Below are 18,581 nucleotides of genomic sequence, written 5' to 3' on the forward strand. Positions count from 1 at the left end.
CTTCGGCCATCTCCACACCGACCAAACCAACCGACAAGAGCCTTGCCAACCGGCAGCGGCTTGACATAGGAGAAACCCATGGCCATTGAGTCCACGCCCACTCCGGCGCAGCAGATCGCCGCAGGCTACGCCCCCGAGGGGCCCGCTCTCGAGCTCGGTTCGGTCGTCGTCGACGGGGTGTGTGATCCGGCCGCACAAGTGCGAATTCCGCTGGCCACCGTCAACCGCCACGGGTTGGTCGCCGGCGCCACCGGCACCGGCAAGACGAAGACCCTTCAAGCGCTGGCCGAACAGCTTTCGGCGGCGGGCGTGCCGTGCCTGATGGCCGACGTCAAGGGGGACCTCTCGGGGCTGTCGCGGCCCGCCGAGGCCAACGAGAACATCACCGCACGGGCCGCCGAGACCGGTGACGACTGGGCGCCGACGGCCTATCCGGTCGAATTCCTGTCGTTGGGGACCGCGGGTATCGGGGTGCCGGTCCGAGCGACGATCTCCAGCTTCGGGCCGATTCTGCTGTCGAAGGTGCTGGGGCTCAACGCTACGCAGGAGTCGACCCTGGGCCTGATCTTCCACTGGGCCGACCAGCAGGGGCTATCGCTGCTGGACCTCAAGGACCTGCGCGCGGTGATCCAGTACCTGACCAGCGACGAGGGCAAGCCCCAGCTCAAGGCGCTCGGCGCGGTGTCGACCGCGACCGCGGGGGTGATCCTGCGAGCGCTGATCAATCTCGAGGCCGACGGCGGCGACACGTTCTTCGGCGAGCCCGAACTGGAGCCCGAGGACCTGCTGCGGGTCGACGAGCAGGGTCGCGGCATCATCACGCTGCTCGAGCTCGGCAGCACGGCCGCCCGTCCGGTGATGTTCTCCACCTTCCTGATGTGGGTGCTCGCCGACCTGTTCGCGACGCTTCCGGAGGTCGGCGACGTCGACAAACCGAAGCTGGTGTTCTTCTTCGACGAGGCTCACCTATTGTTCACCGACGCGTCCAAGGCATTCCTCGAACAGGTCGAGCAGACGGTCAAGTTGATCCGGTCCAAAGGAGTCGGCGTGTTCTTCTGCACGCAACTGCCGACCGACGTGCCCAACGACGTGCTTTCCCAGTTGGGTGCCCGCATTCAGCACGCGCTGCGCGCGTTCACGCCCGACGATGACAAGGCGCTGTCCAAGACCGTGCGAACGTACCCGAAAACCGATGTGTACGAACTGAAGTCGGCCTTGACATCGCTCGGCATCGGTGAGGCGATCGTCACCGTGTTGTCGGAGAAGGGCGCGCCGACCCCGGTGGCGTGGACCAGGATGCGCGCGCCGCGGTCGCTGATGGACTCCATCGGTACCGAGGCGATCTCTGCCGCCGCGAAAGCCAGTGCGCTACAAGGGGAATACGGGCAGACCATCGACCGGGAGTCGGCTTATGAGCGCCTCAACGCACGGTTGGCGCCGCCGGACGAACCCGCTTTGCCGCCGCCGCTGCCCCCGGAGGCCGGCGATGCGAGCGCCTCGGGTCCGGTGAGGTCGCGTGAAACCGCCGAGCCCTCGACGGTGGAGAAAGTGGTCAACAGCCCGGCGTTCAGGAGCGCGATGCGTTCGGCGGGCACGGTGATCGGCCGCGAAATCACCCGCAGCATCTTCGGCACCGGCCGCAGGCGCAGCCGTCGCCGTCGCTGAGCGGCAAGCACCAAACAGCTTCGCGGCTGTGAGCCTGAGGACCGGGATTCCTATTCGCGGGAGGAAGACGGCTCAGCCACCGCCGAGCTTCTTGTAGACCGCACCGACGATCGGTGTCACGATCGCCCGCGGCGTGTACCCCGCCGCAACCGACATCGCCTTCGACGTCACGCCGGGGACGACGCGCATCTTGTTGCGCTCCAACGCATCCAACGACTGTTTGGCGGTGTACTGCGTGGAGATCCACAGGAAGTCTGGAATAAGCTTCTCCACCAACGACTGCTCGTCGGAATCGGGCAGGGTCTCGCGCACGGGTCCGGGCGCGAGGAGCGTCACGTGCACGCCGACCTTCTTGAGCTCCCCCCGCAGTGACTCGCTGAACGTGTTGACGAACGCCTTGGTGGCCGCGTAGGTCGCATTGTTGGGGATCGGCGAATTGCCCGCGGCCGAACCGGAAATGAGGATCCCGCCGGCCTTGCGCTGCACCATTCCCGGCAAGACGGCGAGCACGAGGTCGTGCACGCCGAGCACGTTGAGCTGAACCTGTGCCTTCTCGTCCGCTGGATCCAGCGCCGCCACCGGACCGAACGTCGCGGTGCCAGCGTTCGCGCACAGGATCGAGATGTCGCGCGCCGCCAACTCGTCGCACAGCTTGGTGCGCTCGGTCGGATCAGCCAGATCGACGGGTCGCACCTCCACCGTCACGCCGTACTGCTCGGTGAGCCGGTCCGCCAACGCCCGCAGCACGTCCTCGCGGCGCGCAGTGATGATCAGGTGGTGTCCGCGGGCAGCGAGCTCGGCGGCCAGCGCCTCGCCGATGTTCTGCGACGCGCCGGTGACGACTGCCCGGGCGTCCGCGCTGGGTGCGGGTACTGACATGGGGCGGACTATATCGTGGGCGGACCATGAGCCACCCACCCGATTCCGACCGGTCCCCGGCTGCGCGTCGGCAGATCGTCTCGTGGGCACTGTGGGATTTCGGGGCGACCGGTTTGAACGCGGTGGTCGTGACCTTCGTCTTCTCGATCTACCTGACGAACTCCGTCGGCGATGATCTGCCCGGCGAGACCAGCGCGACCAGCTGGCTCGGCTGGGCGCTGGGCGCGGCCGGATTGGTCGTGGCCCTGCTCGCACCGGTCACCGGGGTGTGGGTCGACGCACCATGGCGACGGCGCCGCGTCCTGGCCGTGCTCAGCGCGGTGGCCGTGGTGCTCATCTCGGCGATGAGCCTGGTTCGCGACGACTACCGCTACCTGGCCCTCGGCCTGGTGCTCATGGGCTGCGTGTCGGCGTGCAACGAACTTGCCACAGTCCCCTACAACGCGATGCTGCGACAGCTCTCGACACCGCAGACATCCGGCCAGATCTCCGGATTCGGTTTGGGGCTAGGCTATTTCGGCAGTGTCACCTTGCTGCTGGTGGTCTACCTCGGGTTCATCTCGGGCGACGGCGGGATGTTGCACCTGCCGGTCGACGACGGCCAGAACGTCAGGGCTGCCATGGTGTTCACGGCCGTCTGGTTCGGACTGTTCGCCTTGCCGGTGCTCATCGCCGTTCCCACGGAGAAACCGGGACCGCTGGAGCGGGGCGTCGGGTTCATCGGCGGATACCGCAAGCTGTGGACCGACATCCGCAGCGAATGGCGCCGTGACCACAACGTCGTGTACTACCTGATCGCCAGCGCGGTGTTCCGCGACGGTCTGACAGGCATATTCGCGTTCGGGGCGGTGCTCGGCGTGCGGGTGTACGGCGTCTCCGAGGCCGATGTGCTGCTGTTCGGGGTGTGCGCCAGCACCGTCGCCGCAGTCGGCGCCGTCGGCGGTGGATGGCTCGACGACCGGTTCGGCGCCAAACCCGTCATCGTCGTCTCGCTGAGCGCGATGATCGCCGTGGGCCTGATTTTGATGTCGCTCAACGGGGGGCTGGCGTTCTGGATCTGCGGACTGCTGCTCTGCCTGTTCATCGGGCCGACGCTGTCCGCCGCGCGGACGCTGATGCTGCGCATGTCCGCCCACGGTAAGGAGGGCGTCGCGTTCGGCCTCTACACGACCACGGGCCGTGCTGTTTCGTACCTTGCGCCGATGCTGTTCTCCGTCTTCATCGCCGTCTTCGGCACCGACCGTGCGGGGATGGGCGGGCTGGTCGTGGTCCTGGCTGCCGGACTGGTGGCGATGCTCGCCGTGCGGGTTCCGCGCCGCGCGCCCGCCTAACTGCTGGCCGTGCAGATGGTCAGACCCGACCCCGTGCGTTTCTGCACCACCGAGCCGTCGACGGAGATCGAACAGTTCACCTCGCGACCGACGTTGATGATGCTGATGCTCGCCGTCGCCGCCGCGGACTCGGACAACTCCACTTCTTTACTCCAGGGCAGCATCACGTTGAACTCGGTCTGCAGCACACCGCCGGTGTCGACGTAGGTGATGTTGATCGCTCGCCCGGAGCCGCTGACGACGTAGACGACGCTCTGAGTGACGCCGGGAGTCGTCGTGCCGGGAGTGCTGGGAGTACTGGGCGGCGTGGGAACCGCGGGAACGGTCGGCCGCGTCGTGCGTGGAACCGTCGGGCGCGGTGTCGTCGTCGGGATCGGCGTGGTGAAGTCGGGTTCCTGCATCGGGGGCGGCGCGACGACCGTCTGCTGCTGTGAACTGTTGACGACGACCAGCGCGATCACCAGGCCGAGCACGGTCAGCACCGCGATACCCGCCGCGACCCACAACCAGCGGGGTGACTTCGGGTCCTCCGGCGGCGGGGTCGGATCGCCCGACGGGTAGGGCGCCCCGTACTGGCCGGAGCCGTAGGCCTCGTACCCGTACGCGCCGTACGGCGGCAGATGCTGCGTCGGAGCGGGTTCGGGCGGCGCCTGATAGGTGGGGCCGTAGGCCTGGCTGGCGTATGCCGGATCGCTGTATCCGGAGTAGCCGTATCCCTGCGGTTGCTCCCCGCGACCGCCGAAGCCCGACTGCTCGTCGCGGCCGGGCTGTGGTGTACCGGTCATACCCACCTCATGCGTGCGAGGGTACCTGTGCGCCCGCCCAACAGGTGCAGGTCGTCACTCGACTTGCCTGGGTATGCACAATTGGTCCGGTGGGAGAGCAGGTTCGCAGAGTCTACGGCGCATCCATGTCGCCGGACGCCACCGCATTCGCGCATCTGGTCGACGACGGTGGCTTCCCCCGAGCGGTACAGCGTTTCCTTCGGGGTTGGCGGGCGAGTTCGTCGCGAGACGTCGAGCTGCCGGTCGAAGGCCCGGTGACGCGGGTACTGCACTCGGCCGACGGCCACTGGCTCGCCTGCGAAGTCGCGCCCGAAGGCAGCACGCGCACCCAGATCTGGGTCGTGACAACCGATCCCGACGATCGCGACGCCCGCCGCATCGACTCGTGGCCGGCTGGAGCGCCCGAGGGCACCGCCGAACTGATCAACTGGGACGGCACCCTGGTGGCGGCGATCCTCACCGGCGAGGACGGTGTGGGTAGCTCGTGCCTGATCGACCCCGCCTCCGGTCGCACCACCGTGCTGGACCGCCGCTCGGGCGGCCGTCTCGTCGACGCCTGGGCCGGCGCCGCACTCGTGCGGGTGGGACCACGCGGCTACCGGGATCTGATCATGCTGCGCGGAGGTACCGAAACCGCACTGCTGCCATACGATCCAGGATCGACCACGGACACCGGCATCATCCTCGACGACCACTACGCACGCCGGCTGCGAGCCGGGCTCGAAGGCGAGCTCACCAAGCTGTACCAGCCGGCGAGTAGCTACGGCGACGCCAACAGCACGGAAGGCTATGTGCGGGCCCTGATCCGCAGCGAGAACGGTGTCGAGCATGCGCGGCTTCTGGAGGTGACGGTCACCGCCGACGGCGTGGCCTATCAGGTCGTCGCCGAACGTCCCGGCTATGAACTCGACGAGTTCACCGTGAGCGACGATCTGTCGACCGTGGCCGTCCTCTGGAACATCCACGGCGCCAGCGAATTACAGATCATCGAACGGACCGACCACACGCCCCAGCCGCCGATACCGCTGCCCGGGATGGTGGCCAGCCAGCTGAGCATCAGCGCGGGTGGCTCGATGTTGGCGATGACCGTCGAAGGCCCGTCGACCCCGCCGACCGTCGAGCTGGTCGACCCGCGTACGGGGGAGTGGGAGATCGTCGACCGCGAGCCCAGCTCCGGACCGGTGGCGCCCGACCCGACACTGGAAAAGGTCACGGCACGCGACGGCATGGAATTCACCGGTTGGCTCTTCCGGCCGCGCGACGGCGTCCCGACGATCGGCGCGATGCTGTTCCTGCACGGTGGTCCGGAGGGCCAGGGCAGACCCGGCTATAACGAGTTCTTCCCGGCGCTGCTCGAGGAAGGCATCAGTGTGTTCCTGCCCAACGTCCGCGGCTCGGGCGGTTTCGGCAGGACGTTCATGCACGCCGACGACAAGGAGCGACGGTTCGCCGCGATCGACGACGTCGCCGACGCGGTCGACTATCTTGTCGAGCGTGGGGTCGCTCCGGCCGACCGGATCGCGTGCTGCGGGTGGTCCTACGGCGGCTACCTCACCCAGGCGGCGCTCACCTTCCACGCCGACCGGTTCGCCGCCGGGATCAGCATCTGCGGTATGAGCGATCTGAACACCTGGTACCGCAACACCGAACCGTGGATCGCAGCCGCTGCATATCCGAAGTACGGCCACCCGGTCGGCGACCGCGAACTACTCGAACGGCTGTCGCCGTTGCAGCGAGTCGAGAAGATGACCGCGCCGTTGCTGTTGGTGCACGGCGCCAACGACACCAACGTTCCCCCAAGCGAATCTCAGCAAATGTTCGAAGCGCTGCAGGCGCTCAACCGGAGAGTCGAACTGCTGATGTTCGACGACGACGGCCACGAAATCGACCGGCGCGAGAATCGCGCAGTACTTGTCAAAGCCATGCGCGAGTGGCTGATTGCGGCTTTCGGCCCGCACCGCAGCGCGTGACCGCGTCGCAGGTCGTGACCGAATCGTCGCCGTAGCCACGTTTACCGAAATTGCCTGCCGGGTAAACGCCTCGCACGCGTCGATTGGGCGCGACAAAGGAGGCGCAGCATGCGTGGTGGCGGAATCATCGGCGTTCTGGTGCTCGTCTGGTTGCTGATCGGCGCATTCGCCGCGTATCAACGTGGCTACTTTCAGACCAGCGAAACCAATTGCGCAACAGCGGGAAGCATCGCTTTGACGGTGGTTGTCGGTCCGCTGAACTATGCGGGTGTCAACCCCAAGGTTGAAAACTGCAACGTGCCCCAACCAAGCCAGTAGTGCACTGGCTTCGCCTATTCGAAAGGAATACCAATGATCATCCTCGGAGCGATCCTCCTCATCCTCGGACTGATCTTCGGGATCAATATTCTGTGGACCATCGGCATCGTGCTCATGGTCATCGGAGCGGTCTTCTGGATCCTGGGATCCATGGGCCGCCCGGTCGGCGGCAGACGAGCCTGGTACTAAGCGTCCTGGTCGTAGACGCCTCAAGCGTCCCGAGCGGCCGAGGTCAGCGCCGCGACCGTCATGGCTTTCAAGACGGTCCGCGGTCTGGCCCCGGCCGTTTTCGTGTTGCTGGGTTTGAGGGCGTGCGGCGTCGAGTTCAACAGCCCGAACGTCGCGTGTGCCATCAGCCGGGCATCGGCCTCCGCCAGTGAGTCGTTGACCTGCCGCAGCACATCAACCCAGATCTCGACGTACTGCCGTTGCGCCCTGCGCACCTGGCGTTTGGCCGCTGCCGGCAGATTGGCGAGATCGCGATCCTGGATGCGGATGAGGTTCGACTCGCCGAGGGCGAAGTCCAGGTGGAAGTCGATCAGGCCGTCGAGGGCGGACGTCGGTTCGTCGGCACGCGCGACGACGTCGGTGGCGCCGGCGAGTAGGCGCGTGCTGATGCCGACCAGCAACTCGACCAACAGCGCCTCCTTGTTGGGGAAGTGCCGGTAGATCGCGGGCCCGCTGACTCCTGCCGCGGCGCCGATGTCCTCCAGCCGCACCGCGAGGTAGCCTCGCTCGGCCACCAGGCGTTCCGCCGCGGCGATCAACTGGGATCGGCGGTCGGATTTCGCCTTACTGCGCCGGGTGGTCGTGGACGCCTGAGAGACAGGAGTAGGGGACACCGTGCCTCCGCCCGCTGTAGACATCTCGGTTAATCGTGACTAACATACCACGGGTTAGTCGTCATTAACTCAACGAACGGTTCTCCGATGGCACCGCGGCCTTCACATCGCGAGCAGCATCTCGCGCTGGTCGACGAACTGCGATCCAAGCTCGCCGCGGCGGCACTGGGCGGTCCCGAGCGGGCGCGCGAACGTCACGTCAGCCGCGGCAAGCTGTTGCCGCGCGACCGGGTGGACGGCTTGCTGGACCCGGGCAGTCCGTTCCTCGAACTGTCCCCGTTAGCCGCCGACGGCATGTACGACGACGAGTGTCCGGGCGCGGGCATGATCACGGGCATCGGTCGTGTGTCGGGCCGGGAATGTGTGGTCGTCGCCAACGACGCCACCGTCAAGGGCGGCACCTACTACCCGATCACGGTCAAGAAGCACCTGCGGGCCCAGGAAGTCGCCGGCCAGAACCGGTTGCCGTGCATCTATCTCGTCGATTCCGGCGGGGCGTTCCTGCCGCGACAAGACGAGGTGTTTCCCGACCGCGACCATTTCGGGCGCATCTTCTACAACCAGGCCAACCTGTCCGCCCAGGGCGTCGCGCAGATCGCGGCGGTACTCGGATCCTGCACTGCCGGTGGGGCTTACGTGCCCGCGATGAGCGACGAGGCGGTGATCGTGCGCAACCAGGGCACGATCTTCCTCGGCGGCCCACCGCTGGTGAAGGCGGCGACCGGCGAGGTGGTCACCGCCGAGGAACTGGGCGGGGGCGATCTGCATTCCAGAACTTCCGGTGTGACAGACCATTTGGCGCACGACGACCGCGACGCCCTGCGCATCGTGCGCCGCATCGTCGCCACGCTCGGCCCCCGCGAGCCGCTGCCCTGGGATGTCTGGCCGACTGTGGACCCGGTGGCCGATCAGCACGAGCTCTACGATGTGGTGCCGGTGGACCCGCGCGTTCCCTACGACGTCCACGCAGTCGTCACGCGCATCGTCGACGGGGGCGAATTCGCCGAATTCAAGGCCGAATACGGCACCACCCTGGTCACCGGGTTCGGCCGCATCCACGGCCATCCGATCGGCATCGTCGCCAACAACGGCGTGCTGTTCGGCGAATCGGCCCTCAAGGGAGCCCATTTCATCGAGCTCTGCGACAAACGCAACACGCCTCTGGTGTTCCTGCAGAACATCTCCGGATTCATGGTCGGACGCGATTACGAAGCAGGCGGCATCGCCAAACACGGCGCGAAGATGGTCACCGCGGTGGCGTGCGCGCGGGTGCCGAAGCTGACCGTGGTCATCGGCGGCTCGTACGGGGCGGGTAACTACTCGATGTGCGGGCGCGCGTATTCGCCGAGGTTCCTGTGGATGTGGCCCAACGCCCGGATTTCGGTGATGGGCGGCGAGCAGGCCGCATCGGTGCTGGCGACCGTACGCGGCGAGATGACCCCCGAGGAGGAGGAGAACTTCAAGGCGCCGATCCGCGCGCAGTACGAGCACCAGGGCAATCCGTATTATTCGACGGCCCGACTGTGGGACGACGGGGTGATCGACCCGGCCGACACCAGAACGGTTCTCGGACTGGCCCTGTCGGCGGTCGGTCAAGCACCGCTCGAGTCCATCTCCTACGGCGTCTTCCGGATGTGAGGACATGAACTTTCACACCGTCCTTGTGGCCAACCGAGGCGAGATCGCCGTCCGCGTGATCCGCACACTGCGCGCCATGGGCATCCGATCGGTCGCGGTGTTCAGTGACGCCGACGCGGGTTCCCGCCATGTCGCTGAGGCCGACGTCGCGGTCCACATCGGACCGTCTGCGGCCAGACAGAGCTACCTCGATATCGACGCTGTGGTCGCAGCGGCTCGGCGCACCGGCGCACAAGCCGTGCACCCGGGGTACGGATTCCTGTCGGAGAACGCGCAATTCGCCGCGGCGCTGCAGGACGCCGGAATCGTGTTCATCGGCCCGCCGGTCGCTGCGATCCAGACCATGGGCGACAAGATCGCGGCCAAGGCGGCGGTGTCGGCGTTCGGTGTGCCGGTGGTGCCCGGTGTTTCCCGCCCCGGTCTGACCGACGAGGACCTCATCGCCGGTGCCGGCGATGTCGGTTTCCCTGTGCTGGTGAAACCCTCGGCGGGCGGCGGCGGCAAGGGCATGCGCGTCGTGCACGAGCCGACCGAGTTACCGGCCGCGCTGGCCGGTGCGCGCCGGGAGGCGGCCGCCGCGTTCGGTGACGACACGCTGTTCTTGGAACGGTTCGTGTTGAATCCGCGGCACATCGAGGTGCAGGTGCTCGCCGACGGCTACGGCAACGTCATACATCTGGGCGAACGCGAATGCAGCCTGCAGCGCCGTCATCAGAAGGTCATCGAGGAGGCGCCGTCACCGTTACTGGACGAGGCGACGCGCACGAGAATCGGTGCGGCGGCATGCGATACGGCGCGCAGCGTCGACTACACCGGTGCGGGCACCGTCGAGTTCATCGTGTCCGCCGACCGGCCCGACGAGTTCTTCTTCATGGAGATGAACACACGCCTCCAGGTCGAGCATCCGGTCACTGAGATGGTCACCGGCATCGACCTCGTCGAACAGCAGGTGAGGATCGCCGCGGGCGAGAAGCTGGCCATCGCGCAGGACGACATCTCCATGACCGGGCACGCGATCGAGGCCCGGGTCTACGCCGAAGATCCCGGACGCGGGTTCCTGCCCACGGGCGGCAGGGTCTTGGACCTCGCCGAGCCACAGGGGCCCGGCATTCGCGTTGACTCGGGGCTCGCCCCGGGTTCGGTGATCGGCAGCGACTACGACCCCATGCTGTCGAAGGTCATCGCGCATGCCGTCGACCGGACGGCGGCCCTGCGGGCGCTGGACCGGGCGCTGGCGCACACCGCGGTCCTGGGGCTCACCACCAACGTCGAATTCCTGCGGTTCCTGCTCGCCGATCCCGACGTCGCGGCGGGACGCCTCGATACCGGTCTGCTTGACCGTCGCAGTCCGGACTTCCGCGCCGCGACCGCGCAGGATGTCGACCTGGTCGCCGCAGCGGCGTACACCTGGCTGCATGCGTGGCCACACCCGGTCGGTGACCTATGGGCGGTTCCTTCGGGCTGGCGGATGGGCCGTCACGCGCCGACGACGTACCGGCTGCGGTCCGGTGACCGTGTCGACCACGTTCACCTCACCGGGACACCGTCGTCGGGAAGTGCGGCGATCGAGGACGGCCGACCGCGTTCGCTCTCGGTGTCACTGGCCGACGACCGGCTCGCGGTCACCTTCGACGGAATGCGTACGGATTACGTCGTGGCCGCCGATGACCACCGGATCTGGCTGGCGGGTGCAGGCCGCACCCTGGCGGTCGACGAGGTTCGCGAAGCGCCGGTGCGACCCGACGACGCGCACAGCGGCGACGCGGAACTGACCAGCCCGATGCCGGGTTCGGTGGTGGCCGTCGGGGTGACCGACGGCGATCGGGTGACAGCGGGCACCGTCGTGGTGACGGTCGAGGCCATGAAGATGGAACACGCGCTGGCCGCGCCGGTCGACGGCGTGGTGAAACTCCTTGTCGCCGAAGGTGATCAGGTCAAGGTGGGGCAACAGCTGGCGAAGGTCACAGCGGACCCGACCGTCGAGGAGGAGAAATCATGACACGCAAGCGAGAAGCGGAGCGGATCGCGCATGAATAACGTTCTGGCCACCGGGGCACTTCCCGACCACTACGAGCAGCTGGCCAAGACGGTCCGCGACTTCGCCCAGAGCGTGGTGGCACCCGTCGCCGCCAAACACGACGAGGAACACTCGTTTCCGTACGAAGTCGTCGCGGGAATGGCCGACATGGGACTGTTCGGTCTGCCGTTCCCCGAGGAGTTCGGCGGTATGGGCGGCGACTACTTCGCGCTGTGCCTGGCGTTGGAAGAACTCGGCAAGGTCGACCAGAGCGTGGCGATCACGCTGGAGGCGGGTGTGTCGCTGGGCGCGATGCCGGTGTACCGGTTCGGCACCGACAAGCAGAAGCAGGAGTGGCTGCCGCTGTTGGCAAGTGGTAAGGCGCTCGGCGCGTTCGGCCTCACCGAGGCCGGCGGGGGTAGCGACGCGGGCGCCACCAAGACGACCGCTCGGCTCGACGACGGCCACTGGGTCATCAACGGGTCGAAGCAGTTCATCACCAACTCGGGCACCGACATCACCAAGCTCGTCACCGTCACTGCCGTCACCGGCGAAACCGCAGGCAAGAAAGAGATCTCGTCGATCCTCGTTCCGGTGCCCATCGACGGTTTCACCGCCGAACCGGCGTACAACAAGGTGGGCTGGAACGCCTCCGATACCCACCCGCTGAGCTTCGACGACGTGCGCGTGCCGGAGGAGAACCTGCTCGGCGAACGCGGCAGGGGATATGCGAACTTCCTTCGCATCCTCGACGAGGGCCGCATCGCGATCGCCGCGCTGTCGGTCGGCGCGGCCCAGGGGTGCGTCGACGAATCGGTCAAGTACGCCAAGGAACGTGAGGCGTTCGGCGCCGCGATCGGCAGCTACCAGGCGATCGCCTTCAAGATCGCGCGCATGGAGACGCGGGCCCACGTCGCCCGCACGGCGTACTACGACGCCGCCGCGCTGATGCTGGCCGGCAAGCCGTTCAAGAAGGCGGCGTCGATCGCCAAAATGGTGGCCAGCGAGGCCGCGATGGACAACGCGCGCGACGCCACTCAGATCTTCGGCGGTTACGGCTTCATGAACGAGTACTCCGTCGCGCGGCACTACCGCGACAGCAAGATTCTCGAAATCGGTGAGGGCACAACCGAAGTGCAGTTGATGCTGATCGGTCGGGAGCTGGGCCTGTGAACGGATCGAACGATCAGACACCGAGTGAGAAGAAGATAGTCGTCCAGCGCGGACTGTGGTACGAGGAGTTCGAGACCGGCGTGCTCTATCAGCACCGACCCGGACGCACCATCACCGAGGCCGACAACGTTCTGTTCACGACGTTGACCATGAACACCCAAGCGCTGCATCTGGACGCCGCATTCTCCGACGCCCTGCCGCCGTTCAACCAGCGGCTGGTCAACTCGATGTTCACACTGTCGACCCTGGTCGGGTTGTCGGTGACGCAGCTGACGCAGGGCACCATCGTCGGCAACCTCGGCTTCGGCGAAATCGCTTTTCCCAAGCCACTTTTCCACGGCGACACGCTGTACGCGGAGTCCGAGGTGCTCGAGAAGCGGGAGTCCAAGAGCCGGCCCGGTGAGGGCATCGTGACGTTCTCACACGTCGGCCGCAACCAGCACGGCGACATCGTGGCCACCGCGTCGCGCAAGACCATGGTGCGCAAGCGCCCGGAAGGAGAAGCATAGTGGCGCTCGCGACGGGCCCCGCGTGGCTGTTCTGCCCGGCCGACCGCCCGGAGCGGTTCGAGAAGGCGGCCGCGGCAGCCGACGTCGTGATCCTCGACCTCGAGGACGGCGTCGCCGCCAAGGACCGGGATGCCGCTCGCACGGCGCTGATCGAGACGCGTCTCGACCCGGACCGGACGGTGGTACGCGTCAACCCCGCAGGCACGAACGACCATCCCCTCGACCTGGAGGCGCTGGCCAAGACCGACTACACCACCGTCATGCTCGCCAAGACCGAGGACCCACAGCAGGTGCGAGAACTGGCGCCGCTGGACGTGGTGGTGCTGATCGAAACCCCGCTCGGCGCGCTCGCCGTGACAGACCTGGCGCGCACCGGCAACGCGGTCGCGTTGATGTGGGGGGCCGAGGACCTGTTCGCGGTGACCGGTGGCACCGCCAACCGGTATCCCGACGGCAGCTACCGCGAGGTGGCGCGGCACGTGCGGTCACAGACGCTGCTGGCCGCCAAGGCCTACGGTCGGTTGGCGCTGGACTCGGTGTACCTCGACATCAAGAACCTCGACGGGCTGCGCGGCGAGGTCGACGACGCGGTGGCGGTGGGCTTCGACGTGAAAGTCGCTATCCATCCGACCCAGGTCGCGGTGATCCGCGAGGGTTATGCGCCGACCGCCGCACAGGTGCAGTGGGCGCGACACGTGCTGGCCGCGGCCCGCGATGCCCGGGGCGTCTTCCAGTTCGAAGGCATAATGGTGGATGCCCCAGTGCTGCGGCGAGCAGAGCGCATCGTCCAGCTAGCGCCCCACCCCGGCGACTAGCCGACAGCCTCTACACCAGAGGTTTTGCTCTACCGCCTCCGTGCTGAGCACCTCAGTCGCCTGACGGCGCGATCCGCCGTCAGTGACCCAAGGAGGCGGTATGGCAGGGACCGTTTCGGCATCCCCCGAGTCGTTCGACGTCGAGATGGAGCCGGTTCAACTGGTCGCCCCGGACGGGACGCCGACCGCCCAGACTCGATACCGCCGAGACCTTCCACCGGAGACGCTCGCATGGCTCTACGAGACGATGGTCGTCACCCGGGATCTCGACGGCGAGTTCGTCAACCTGCAGCGACAAGGTGAGCTTGCGCTGTTCGCATCGTGTCGGGGCCAGGAGGCCGCGCAGATCGGCGCTGCGGCGTGCCTGCGCAAGACGGACTGGCTGTTCCCGCAGTACCGCGAGATCGGCGCCTTTCTGGTGCGCGGCATCATGCCGGCGCAGATCGCGGCGGTGTGGCGGGGGAGATGGCACGGCGGGTTGGGCTTCACCGACAAATGTGTGGCCCCGATCGCGATCCCGATCGGCACACAGGCTCTGCACGCGGTCGGTGCGGCGATGGCGGCGCAGCGGTTGGGCGAGGACTCGGTGACGCTGGCGTTCATCGGCGACGGGGCCACCAGCGTGGGTGACGTGCACGAGGCGCTGAACTTCGCCGCCGTGTACCGCGTGCCGTGCGTGTTCTTCGTCCAGAACAACCAATGGGCGATCTCGGTGCCCGTTCGCCAGCAGATGGCCGGGCCCTCCATCGCGCACCGCGCCGTCGGCTACGGAATGCCGGGGGTTCGCGTCGACGGCAACGACGTGCTCGCCTGCTTCGCCGTCACCGCCGAGGCCGCGCACCGGGCACGCGACGGCGGCGGTCCGACGCTGATCGAGGCCATCACCTACCGGATGGGCCCGCACACGACCTCCGACGACCCGAACCGATACCGCAGGCTCGAAGAAGTGCAGGAGTGGGCGGCTCGCGACCCGGTCACGCGCTTGCGCACGTATCTGCAGTCGGCCGGGGTGTGGACCGACCGACTCGAGGAGCGGATCAGTGCCCGGTCGAAACGGCTGCGCGCCGAACTACGTGACGCGGTCGTCGGTGCCGGGGACTTCGATGTCACCGAGGTGTTCGACGCGGTCTACTCCGACATCACGCCGGACCTGGCCGCCCAACGCGAGCAACTCGCTGCCGAACTCGCCAAGGAGGCGTGACATGACGCAGATCATCGAACGGCCACCGATGTTCGGCGAGGACGAACCGCCGGATCGGCTGATGACGCCGGTGCCTACGGTCACCGATGCGCCCACGTTGACCATGGCGCAGGCCATCAACCGCGCACTGCACGACGCGATGGCCTCCGACGACCGGGTACTGGTGTTCGGTGAAGACGTCGCGACCCTCGGCGGTGTCTTCCGGGTCACCGAGGGCCTGGCCGAAACCTTCGGCAGCCAGCGGTGTTTCGACACTCCGCTGGCTGAGTCGGCGATCGTCGGGATCTCGATCGGCATGGCCGTCCGCGGGCTGATCCCGGTTCCCGAGATCCAGTTCGACGGCTTCGCCGCACCAGCCTTCGATCAGATCGTCAGCCATTTGGCGAAATACCGGTTGCGCACGCACGGCGACGTCGACATGCCGGTGACCATCCGCATCCCCTCCTTCGGGGGCATCGGCGCGGTTGAACACCATTCCGAGTCGACCGAGACCTACTGGTTGCACACCGCGGGCCTGAAGGTCGTGGTGCCGTCCACCCCATCGGATGCGTATTGGCTTCTGCGGCAATCGATCACGAGCCGCGACCCCGTCGTCTACCTCGAGCCCAAGCGTCGGTACTGGGCACGCGAGCCGGTCGACACCTCCACCCCCGGTCTGCCGCTCGGCCGGGCGACGACACGGCGCGGCGGTGCCGACGTCACCGTCGTGACATACGGCCCGCTGGTCGCCACCGCGCTGAGCGCGGCGGACATCGCCGACGAGCACCATGGTTGGAGCATCGAGGTACTCGACCTGCGCACGCTCAATCCGCTGGATTTCGAGGCGATTTCGGAATCGGTGCGGCGCACCGGCCGGGTGGTCGTGATGCACGAGGGTCCCCGCACGTTGGGCTTCGGCGCCGAATTGGCGGCCCGCATCCAGGAGGAGTTGTTCTACGACCTCGAGGCGCCGGTGTTGCGGGCCACCGGATTCGACACCCCTTATCCGCCGGCGCGACTCGAGAAGCTCTGGCTGCCGGGGGTCGATCGGCTGCTCGACTGCATCGAACGAACCCTGGAGCAGCCATGACCGTGATGGACTTCCTGGTGCCCGATCTCGGGGAGGGCCTCGAGGACGCGACGATCACCGCGTGGAGCGTCGCAGTCGGCGACGACGTCGAACTCAACCAGACACTGTGCACGGTCGAGACCAACAAGGCCGAGGTCGAGATTCCCAGCCCGTACGCGGGCCGCGTGGTCGAGGTGGGCGGCCGCGAAGGCGAGACGTTATCGGTCGGCGCAACGCTGGTGCGCATCGCCACCGGGGCCGAACCGCCCGCCGGGAAGCGCAAGCCCGTGCTGGTCGGGTACGGCGCCGACGACGCGATGGACCACAGCAGGCGAGCGGCCGCACCGCCGTCACACCGCGCCCGCGCCAAGCCGCCGGTGCGCAAGCTGGCCGCCGAGCTGAACGTGGATCTGGGCGCGCTGACGGGCTCCGGGCCCGACGGAGTCGTCACCCGCGAAGACGTACTCGCTGCGGCGGGCAGGTCCGCGCCCAGCCCCGACATGGTGACCGTAAGCGGTGTCCATGCCGAGATGGCGCGTCGAATGGTGATGTCGCGCAAGCAGATCCCCGATGCCCACACCGCCGTGCAGGTGGACGGGACCAACCTGCTGCGGTTGCGCGATCGGCTGCGCGGCTGTGCCGACGAGGAAGCGCCGATCACGCCGTTCGTGCTCACGCTGCGGCTGTTGACCATCGCCCTGCGGCATCACCCCAACTTGAACGCCACGTGGGTCGACACCACCGACGGCGCGCAGATTCACCTGCATTCGGCGATACACCTCGGATTCGGCGTCGCGGCACCGCGTGGCTTGTTGGTTCCCGTCGTCAGCGATGCCCACCTCAAGACGACCCGAGAACTGGCCGAAGAGGTGGCCCGGCTGATTCGCAGTGCGCGGGCGGGCACACTGAGACCGACCGAACTGCAGGGCTCGACGTTCACCGTGTCCAACTTCGGCGCGCTCGGCCTCGACGACGGAGTGCCCGTGATCAATCACCCGGAAGCCGCCATCCTCGGCATCGGGTCGCTCAAGCCCCGTGCGGTCGTCGTCGACGACGCGGTCGTCGCGCGGCCGACGATGAACCTGACCTGCGCGTTCGACCACCGGATCGCCGACGGTGCGCAAGTGGCCGCGTTTCTGTGCGAACTGCGCGGGCTGATCGAAGCACCGGACACGGCGCTGCTCGATCTATAGCACGGTCACTTCCGTTGCGCCGCGGCCAGGCGTTGCTGGAACTCCGGGGACAGGATCGAGGCGGCTTGCGGACCGAGTTCGGTGTCGACCGCGATGCGATGCTGGTCGACGTCGACGACGCCGGGGTTGGCCGTCGCCCGCATCGACGCCTTGGTCGCGAGTACCACCTCGCGCGGCGCGCCCGCCGGCCCGGTGGCCAGCTCCCTCGCCGCGGCCACGGGGTCGTCGGCGACCTCGAGTGCCAGGCCGTACCGGACCGCGGCTTCGGCGTCGAACCGCATGCCGAACAGCAGTGACGCGCGGGCGGCCTGCGGACCGACCGCTCGCTGCAGCATCCAGGTCGCGCCTCCGCCGGGATGGATGCCCAACTTCTGGAAGCGCGGGTCGAACAGGGCGGCCGGCCCGGCGATTCGCACGTCGGCCGCCAGAGCCAGGTTCAACCCGGCGCCCACGGCAGCACCGTTGACCGCGGCGACGGTGGGCAGTGCGCAGTTGGCCACGGCGAGGAAGCCGTCGTAGATCTTGCGCAACCCGTCCTCGGTGGCCGAACCGAGCGCACTCAGATCCGCACCGGCGCAGAACGCCTTACCCGCCCCGGTGACGATGAGCGCGTGCACATCCGGGTCGGCCTCGGCGGCGTCGACGGCTTCGCGCAGCGCGGCGGAGATCTCGAATGTGACCGCGTTGCGGCGCTCCGGGTCGTTGACGGTCAGGACGGCGATGCGGTCCTCGATGTGGATCAGTACCGGATCAGTCACCGGTTCAGCCTAGTGACCCCCGTTGCGCCGTCAGTTGGCGACGGTGAGCGTGACGTTGTGCAGCGCCACCGCGACATCGGTGGGCGAGATGTCGACGAACGTCGGTACGTTGCGGATCGCCCCACCCGAGGCGATCAGATTGCCCGGATAGCTGGGGCTGCACGGGAAGTTGTGGCACCGATACCAGAAGCCCGGTGCGCTCTGGTACGGGAACATGCTCGGCGCCTGATCCACCCGATACCGGCCGGGTTCGATCGACGCGGTCGTCCAGCCCGGCCGTGGGTTCGTGCTGACGTTGAAGACGCCGTTGCTGCCGTAGCTCGGCGGGCCGGCGTGTGCGGGTATCGCGAGCGCGAGGGCCATCACGCCGGCGGACACGACGGCGGCTATCCCACGCCTTGGGTTCACGTCGCCGAGTCTATCGACCGATCGCTTCGGC

Annotated in this window: 18 protein-coding genes; 13 read left to right on the forward strand and 5 right to left on the reverse strand. The window is 67.5% G+C overall.

Annotation, left to right across the window (positions count from 1 at the left end):
* Nucleotides 1-78: 78 nt before the first annotated feature.
* Nucleotides 79-1,665, forward strand: coding sequence for a helicase HerA-like domain-containing protein (locus tag AU193_RS11240; RefSeq protein WP_064422467.1), 1,587 nt, complete (start codon nt 79-81; stop codon nt 1,663-1,665).
* Between the two features lie 72 nt (nt 1,666-1,737).
* Here AU193_RS11240 and cmrA read toward each other — a convergent pair whose 3' ends face one another.
* Nucleotides 1,738-2,544: a mycolate reductase gene (gene cmrA, locus AU193_RS11245; RefSeq protein ID WP_064422468.1), complete on the reverse strand. Its 807-nt coding sequence runs from the start codon at nt 2,542-2,544 to the stop codon at nt 1,738-1,740.
* A 26-nt stretch (nt 2,545-2,570) separates the two neighbouring features.
* Here cmrA and AU193_RS11250 point away from each other — a divergent pair, with 26 nt between their 5' ends.
* Entirely contained in the window at nt 2,571-3,875 is a 1,305-nt protein-coding gene (locus AU193_RS11250) for an MFS transporter (protein ID WP_064422469.1), read from the forward strand.
* Here AU193_RS11250 and AU193_RS11255 read toward each other — a convergent pair.
* Nucleotides 3,872-4,660, reverse strand: a complete 789-nt coding sequence (locus AU193_RS11255) for an MmpS family transport accessory protein (protein ID WP_064422470.1) — start codon at nt 4,658-4,660, stop codon at nt 3,872-3,874. The genes AU193_RS11250 and AU193_RS11255 overlap by 4 nt on opposite strands.
* Before the next feature lie 125 nt (nt 4,661-4,785).
* Here AU193_RS11255 and AU193_RS11260 point away from each other — a divergent pair, with 125 nt between their 5' ends.
* The 3 genes from AU193_RS11260 to AU193_RS23345 all read left to right on the forward strand — a co-directional run bounded on the left by AU193_RS11260 (nt 4,786) and on the right by AU193_RS23345 (nt 7,137).
* Complete coding sequence (locus AU193_RS11260) at nt 4,786-6,630, forward strand: S9 family peptidase (protein ID WP_064422533.1); 1,845 nt, start codon at nt 4,786-4,788, stop codon at nt 6,628-6,630.
* 108 nt (nt 6,631-6,738) lie between these two features.
* On the forward strand, nt 6,739-6,948 hold the full coding sequence (locus AU193_RS11265; protein ID WP_064422471.1) for a hypothetical protein: 210 nt from the start codon (nt 6,739-6,741) through the stop codon (nt 6,946-6,948).
* A gap of 33 nt (nt 6,949-6,981) precedes the next feature.
* Complete coding sequence (locus AU193_RS23345) at nt 6,982-7,137, forward strand: DUF6131 family protein (protein WP_165595612.1); 156 nt, start codon at nt 6,982-6,984, stop codon at nt 7,135-7,137.
* Nucleotides 7,138-7,157: 20 nt separating this feature from the next.
* On the opposite strand, the gene AU193_RS11270 is transcribed toward AU193_RS23345, so the two are convergent.
* The gene (locus AU193_RS11270) at nt 7,158-7,814 is read right to left on the reverse strand and encodes a TetR/AcrR family transcriptional regulator (protein ID WP_064422472.1); all 657 of its coding nucleotides are present in this window, start codon (nt 7,812-7,814) and stop codon (nt 7,158-7,160) included.
* A gap of 63 nt (nt 7,815-7,877) precedes the next feature.
* Between AU193_RS11270 and AU193_RS11275 the strand changes: the two genes are divergently transcribed.
* The 8 genes from AU193_RS11275 to AU193_RS11310 all read left to right on the forward strand — a co-directional run bounded on the left by AU193_RS11275 (nt 7,878) and on the right by AU193_RS11310 (nt 17,384).
* Nucleotides 7,878-9,428, forward strand: a complete 1,551-nt coding sequence (locus AU193_RS11275; RefSeq protein WP_064422473.1) for a carboxyl transferase domain-containing protein — start codon at nt 7,878-7,880, stop codon at nt 9,426-9,428.
* Between the two features lie 4 nt (nt 9,429-9,432).
* Nucleotides 9,433-11,427, forward strand: a complete 1,995-nt coding sequence (locus tag AU193_RS11280) for an acetyl/propionyl/methylcrotonyl-CoA carboxylase subunit alpha (protein WP_064422474.1) — start codon at nt 9,433-9,435, stop codon at nt 11,425-11,427.
* Nucleotides 11,428-11,457: 30 nt separating this feature from the next.
* A complete protein-coding gene (locus AU193_RS11285) occupies nt 11,458-12,618 on the forward strand; it encodes an acyl-CoA dehydrogenase family protein (RefSeq protein WP_064422475.1) in 1,161 nt (386 codons plus the stop codon).
* A complete protein-coding gene (locus AU193_RS11290; protein ID WP_064422476.1) occupies nt 12,615-13,127 on the forward strand; it encodes a MaoC family dehydratase in 513 nt (170 codons plus the stop codon). The genes AU193_RS11285 and AU193_RS11290 overlap by 4 nt, the downstream gene beginning before the upstream one ends.
* Complete coding sequence (locus tag AU193_RS11295; RefSeq protein ID WP_064422477.1) at nt 13,127-13,942, forward strand: CoA ester lyase; 816 nt, start codon at nt 13,127-13,129, stop codon at nt 13,940-13,942. The genes AU193_RS11290 and AU193_RS11295 overlap by 1 nt, the downstream gene beginning before the upstream one ends.
* Nucleotides 13,943-14,042: 100 nt before the next feature.
* A complete protein-coding gene (pdhA, locus tag AU193_RS11300; RefSeq protein ID WP_064422478.1) occupies nt 14,043-15,143 on the forward strand; it encodes a pyruvate dehydrogenase (acetyl-transferring) E1 component subunit alpha in 1,101 nt (366 codons plus the stop codon).
* 61 nt (nt 15,144-15,204) lie between these two features.
* Nucleotides 15,205-16,212, forward strand: a complete 1,008-nt coding sequence (locus AU193_RS11305; protein WP_253867769.1) for an alpha-ketoacid dehydrogenase subunit beta — start codon at nt 15,205-15,207, stop codon at nt 16,210-16,212.
* A complete protein-coding gene (locus AU193_RS11310) occupies nt 16,209-17,384 on the forward strand; it encodes a dihydrolipoamide acetyltransferase family protein (protein ID WP_064422480.1) in 1,176 nt (391 codons plus the stop codon). The genes AU193_RS11305 and AU193_RS11310 overlap by 4 nt, the downstream gene beginning before the upstream one ends.
* A 5-nt stretch (nt 17,385-17,389) precedes the next feature.
* Here the strand turns inward: AU193_RS11310 and AU193_RS11315 are convergent, their stop codons facing one another.
* Both AU193_RS11315 and AU193_RS11320 read right to left on the reverse strand, forming a co-directional pair.
* Entirely contained in the window at nt 17,390-18,142 is a 753-nt protein-coding gene (locus tag AU193_RS11315) for an enoyl-CoA hydratase (protein WP_064422481.1), read from the reverse strand.
* A 30-nt stretch (nt 18,143-18,172) separates the two neighbouring features.
* On the reverse strand, nt 18,173-18,505 hold the full coding sequence (locus AU193_RS11320) for a hypothetical protein (protein ID WP_064422534.1): 333 nt from the start codon (nt 18,503-18,505) through the stop codon (nt 18,173-18,175).
* Nucleotides 18,506-18,581: the final 76 nt, after the last annotated feature.

Source organism: Mycobacterium sp. GA-1285 (assembly GCF_001499905.1).
Taxonomy (GTDB): Bacteria; Actinomycetota; Actinomycetes; order Mycobacteriales; family Mycobacteriaceae; genus Mycobacterium.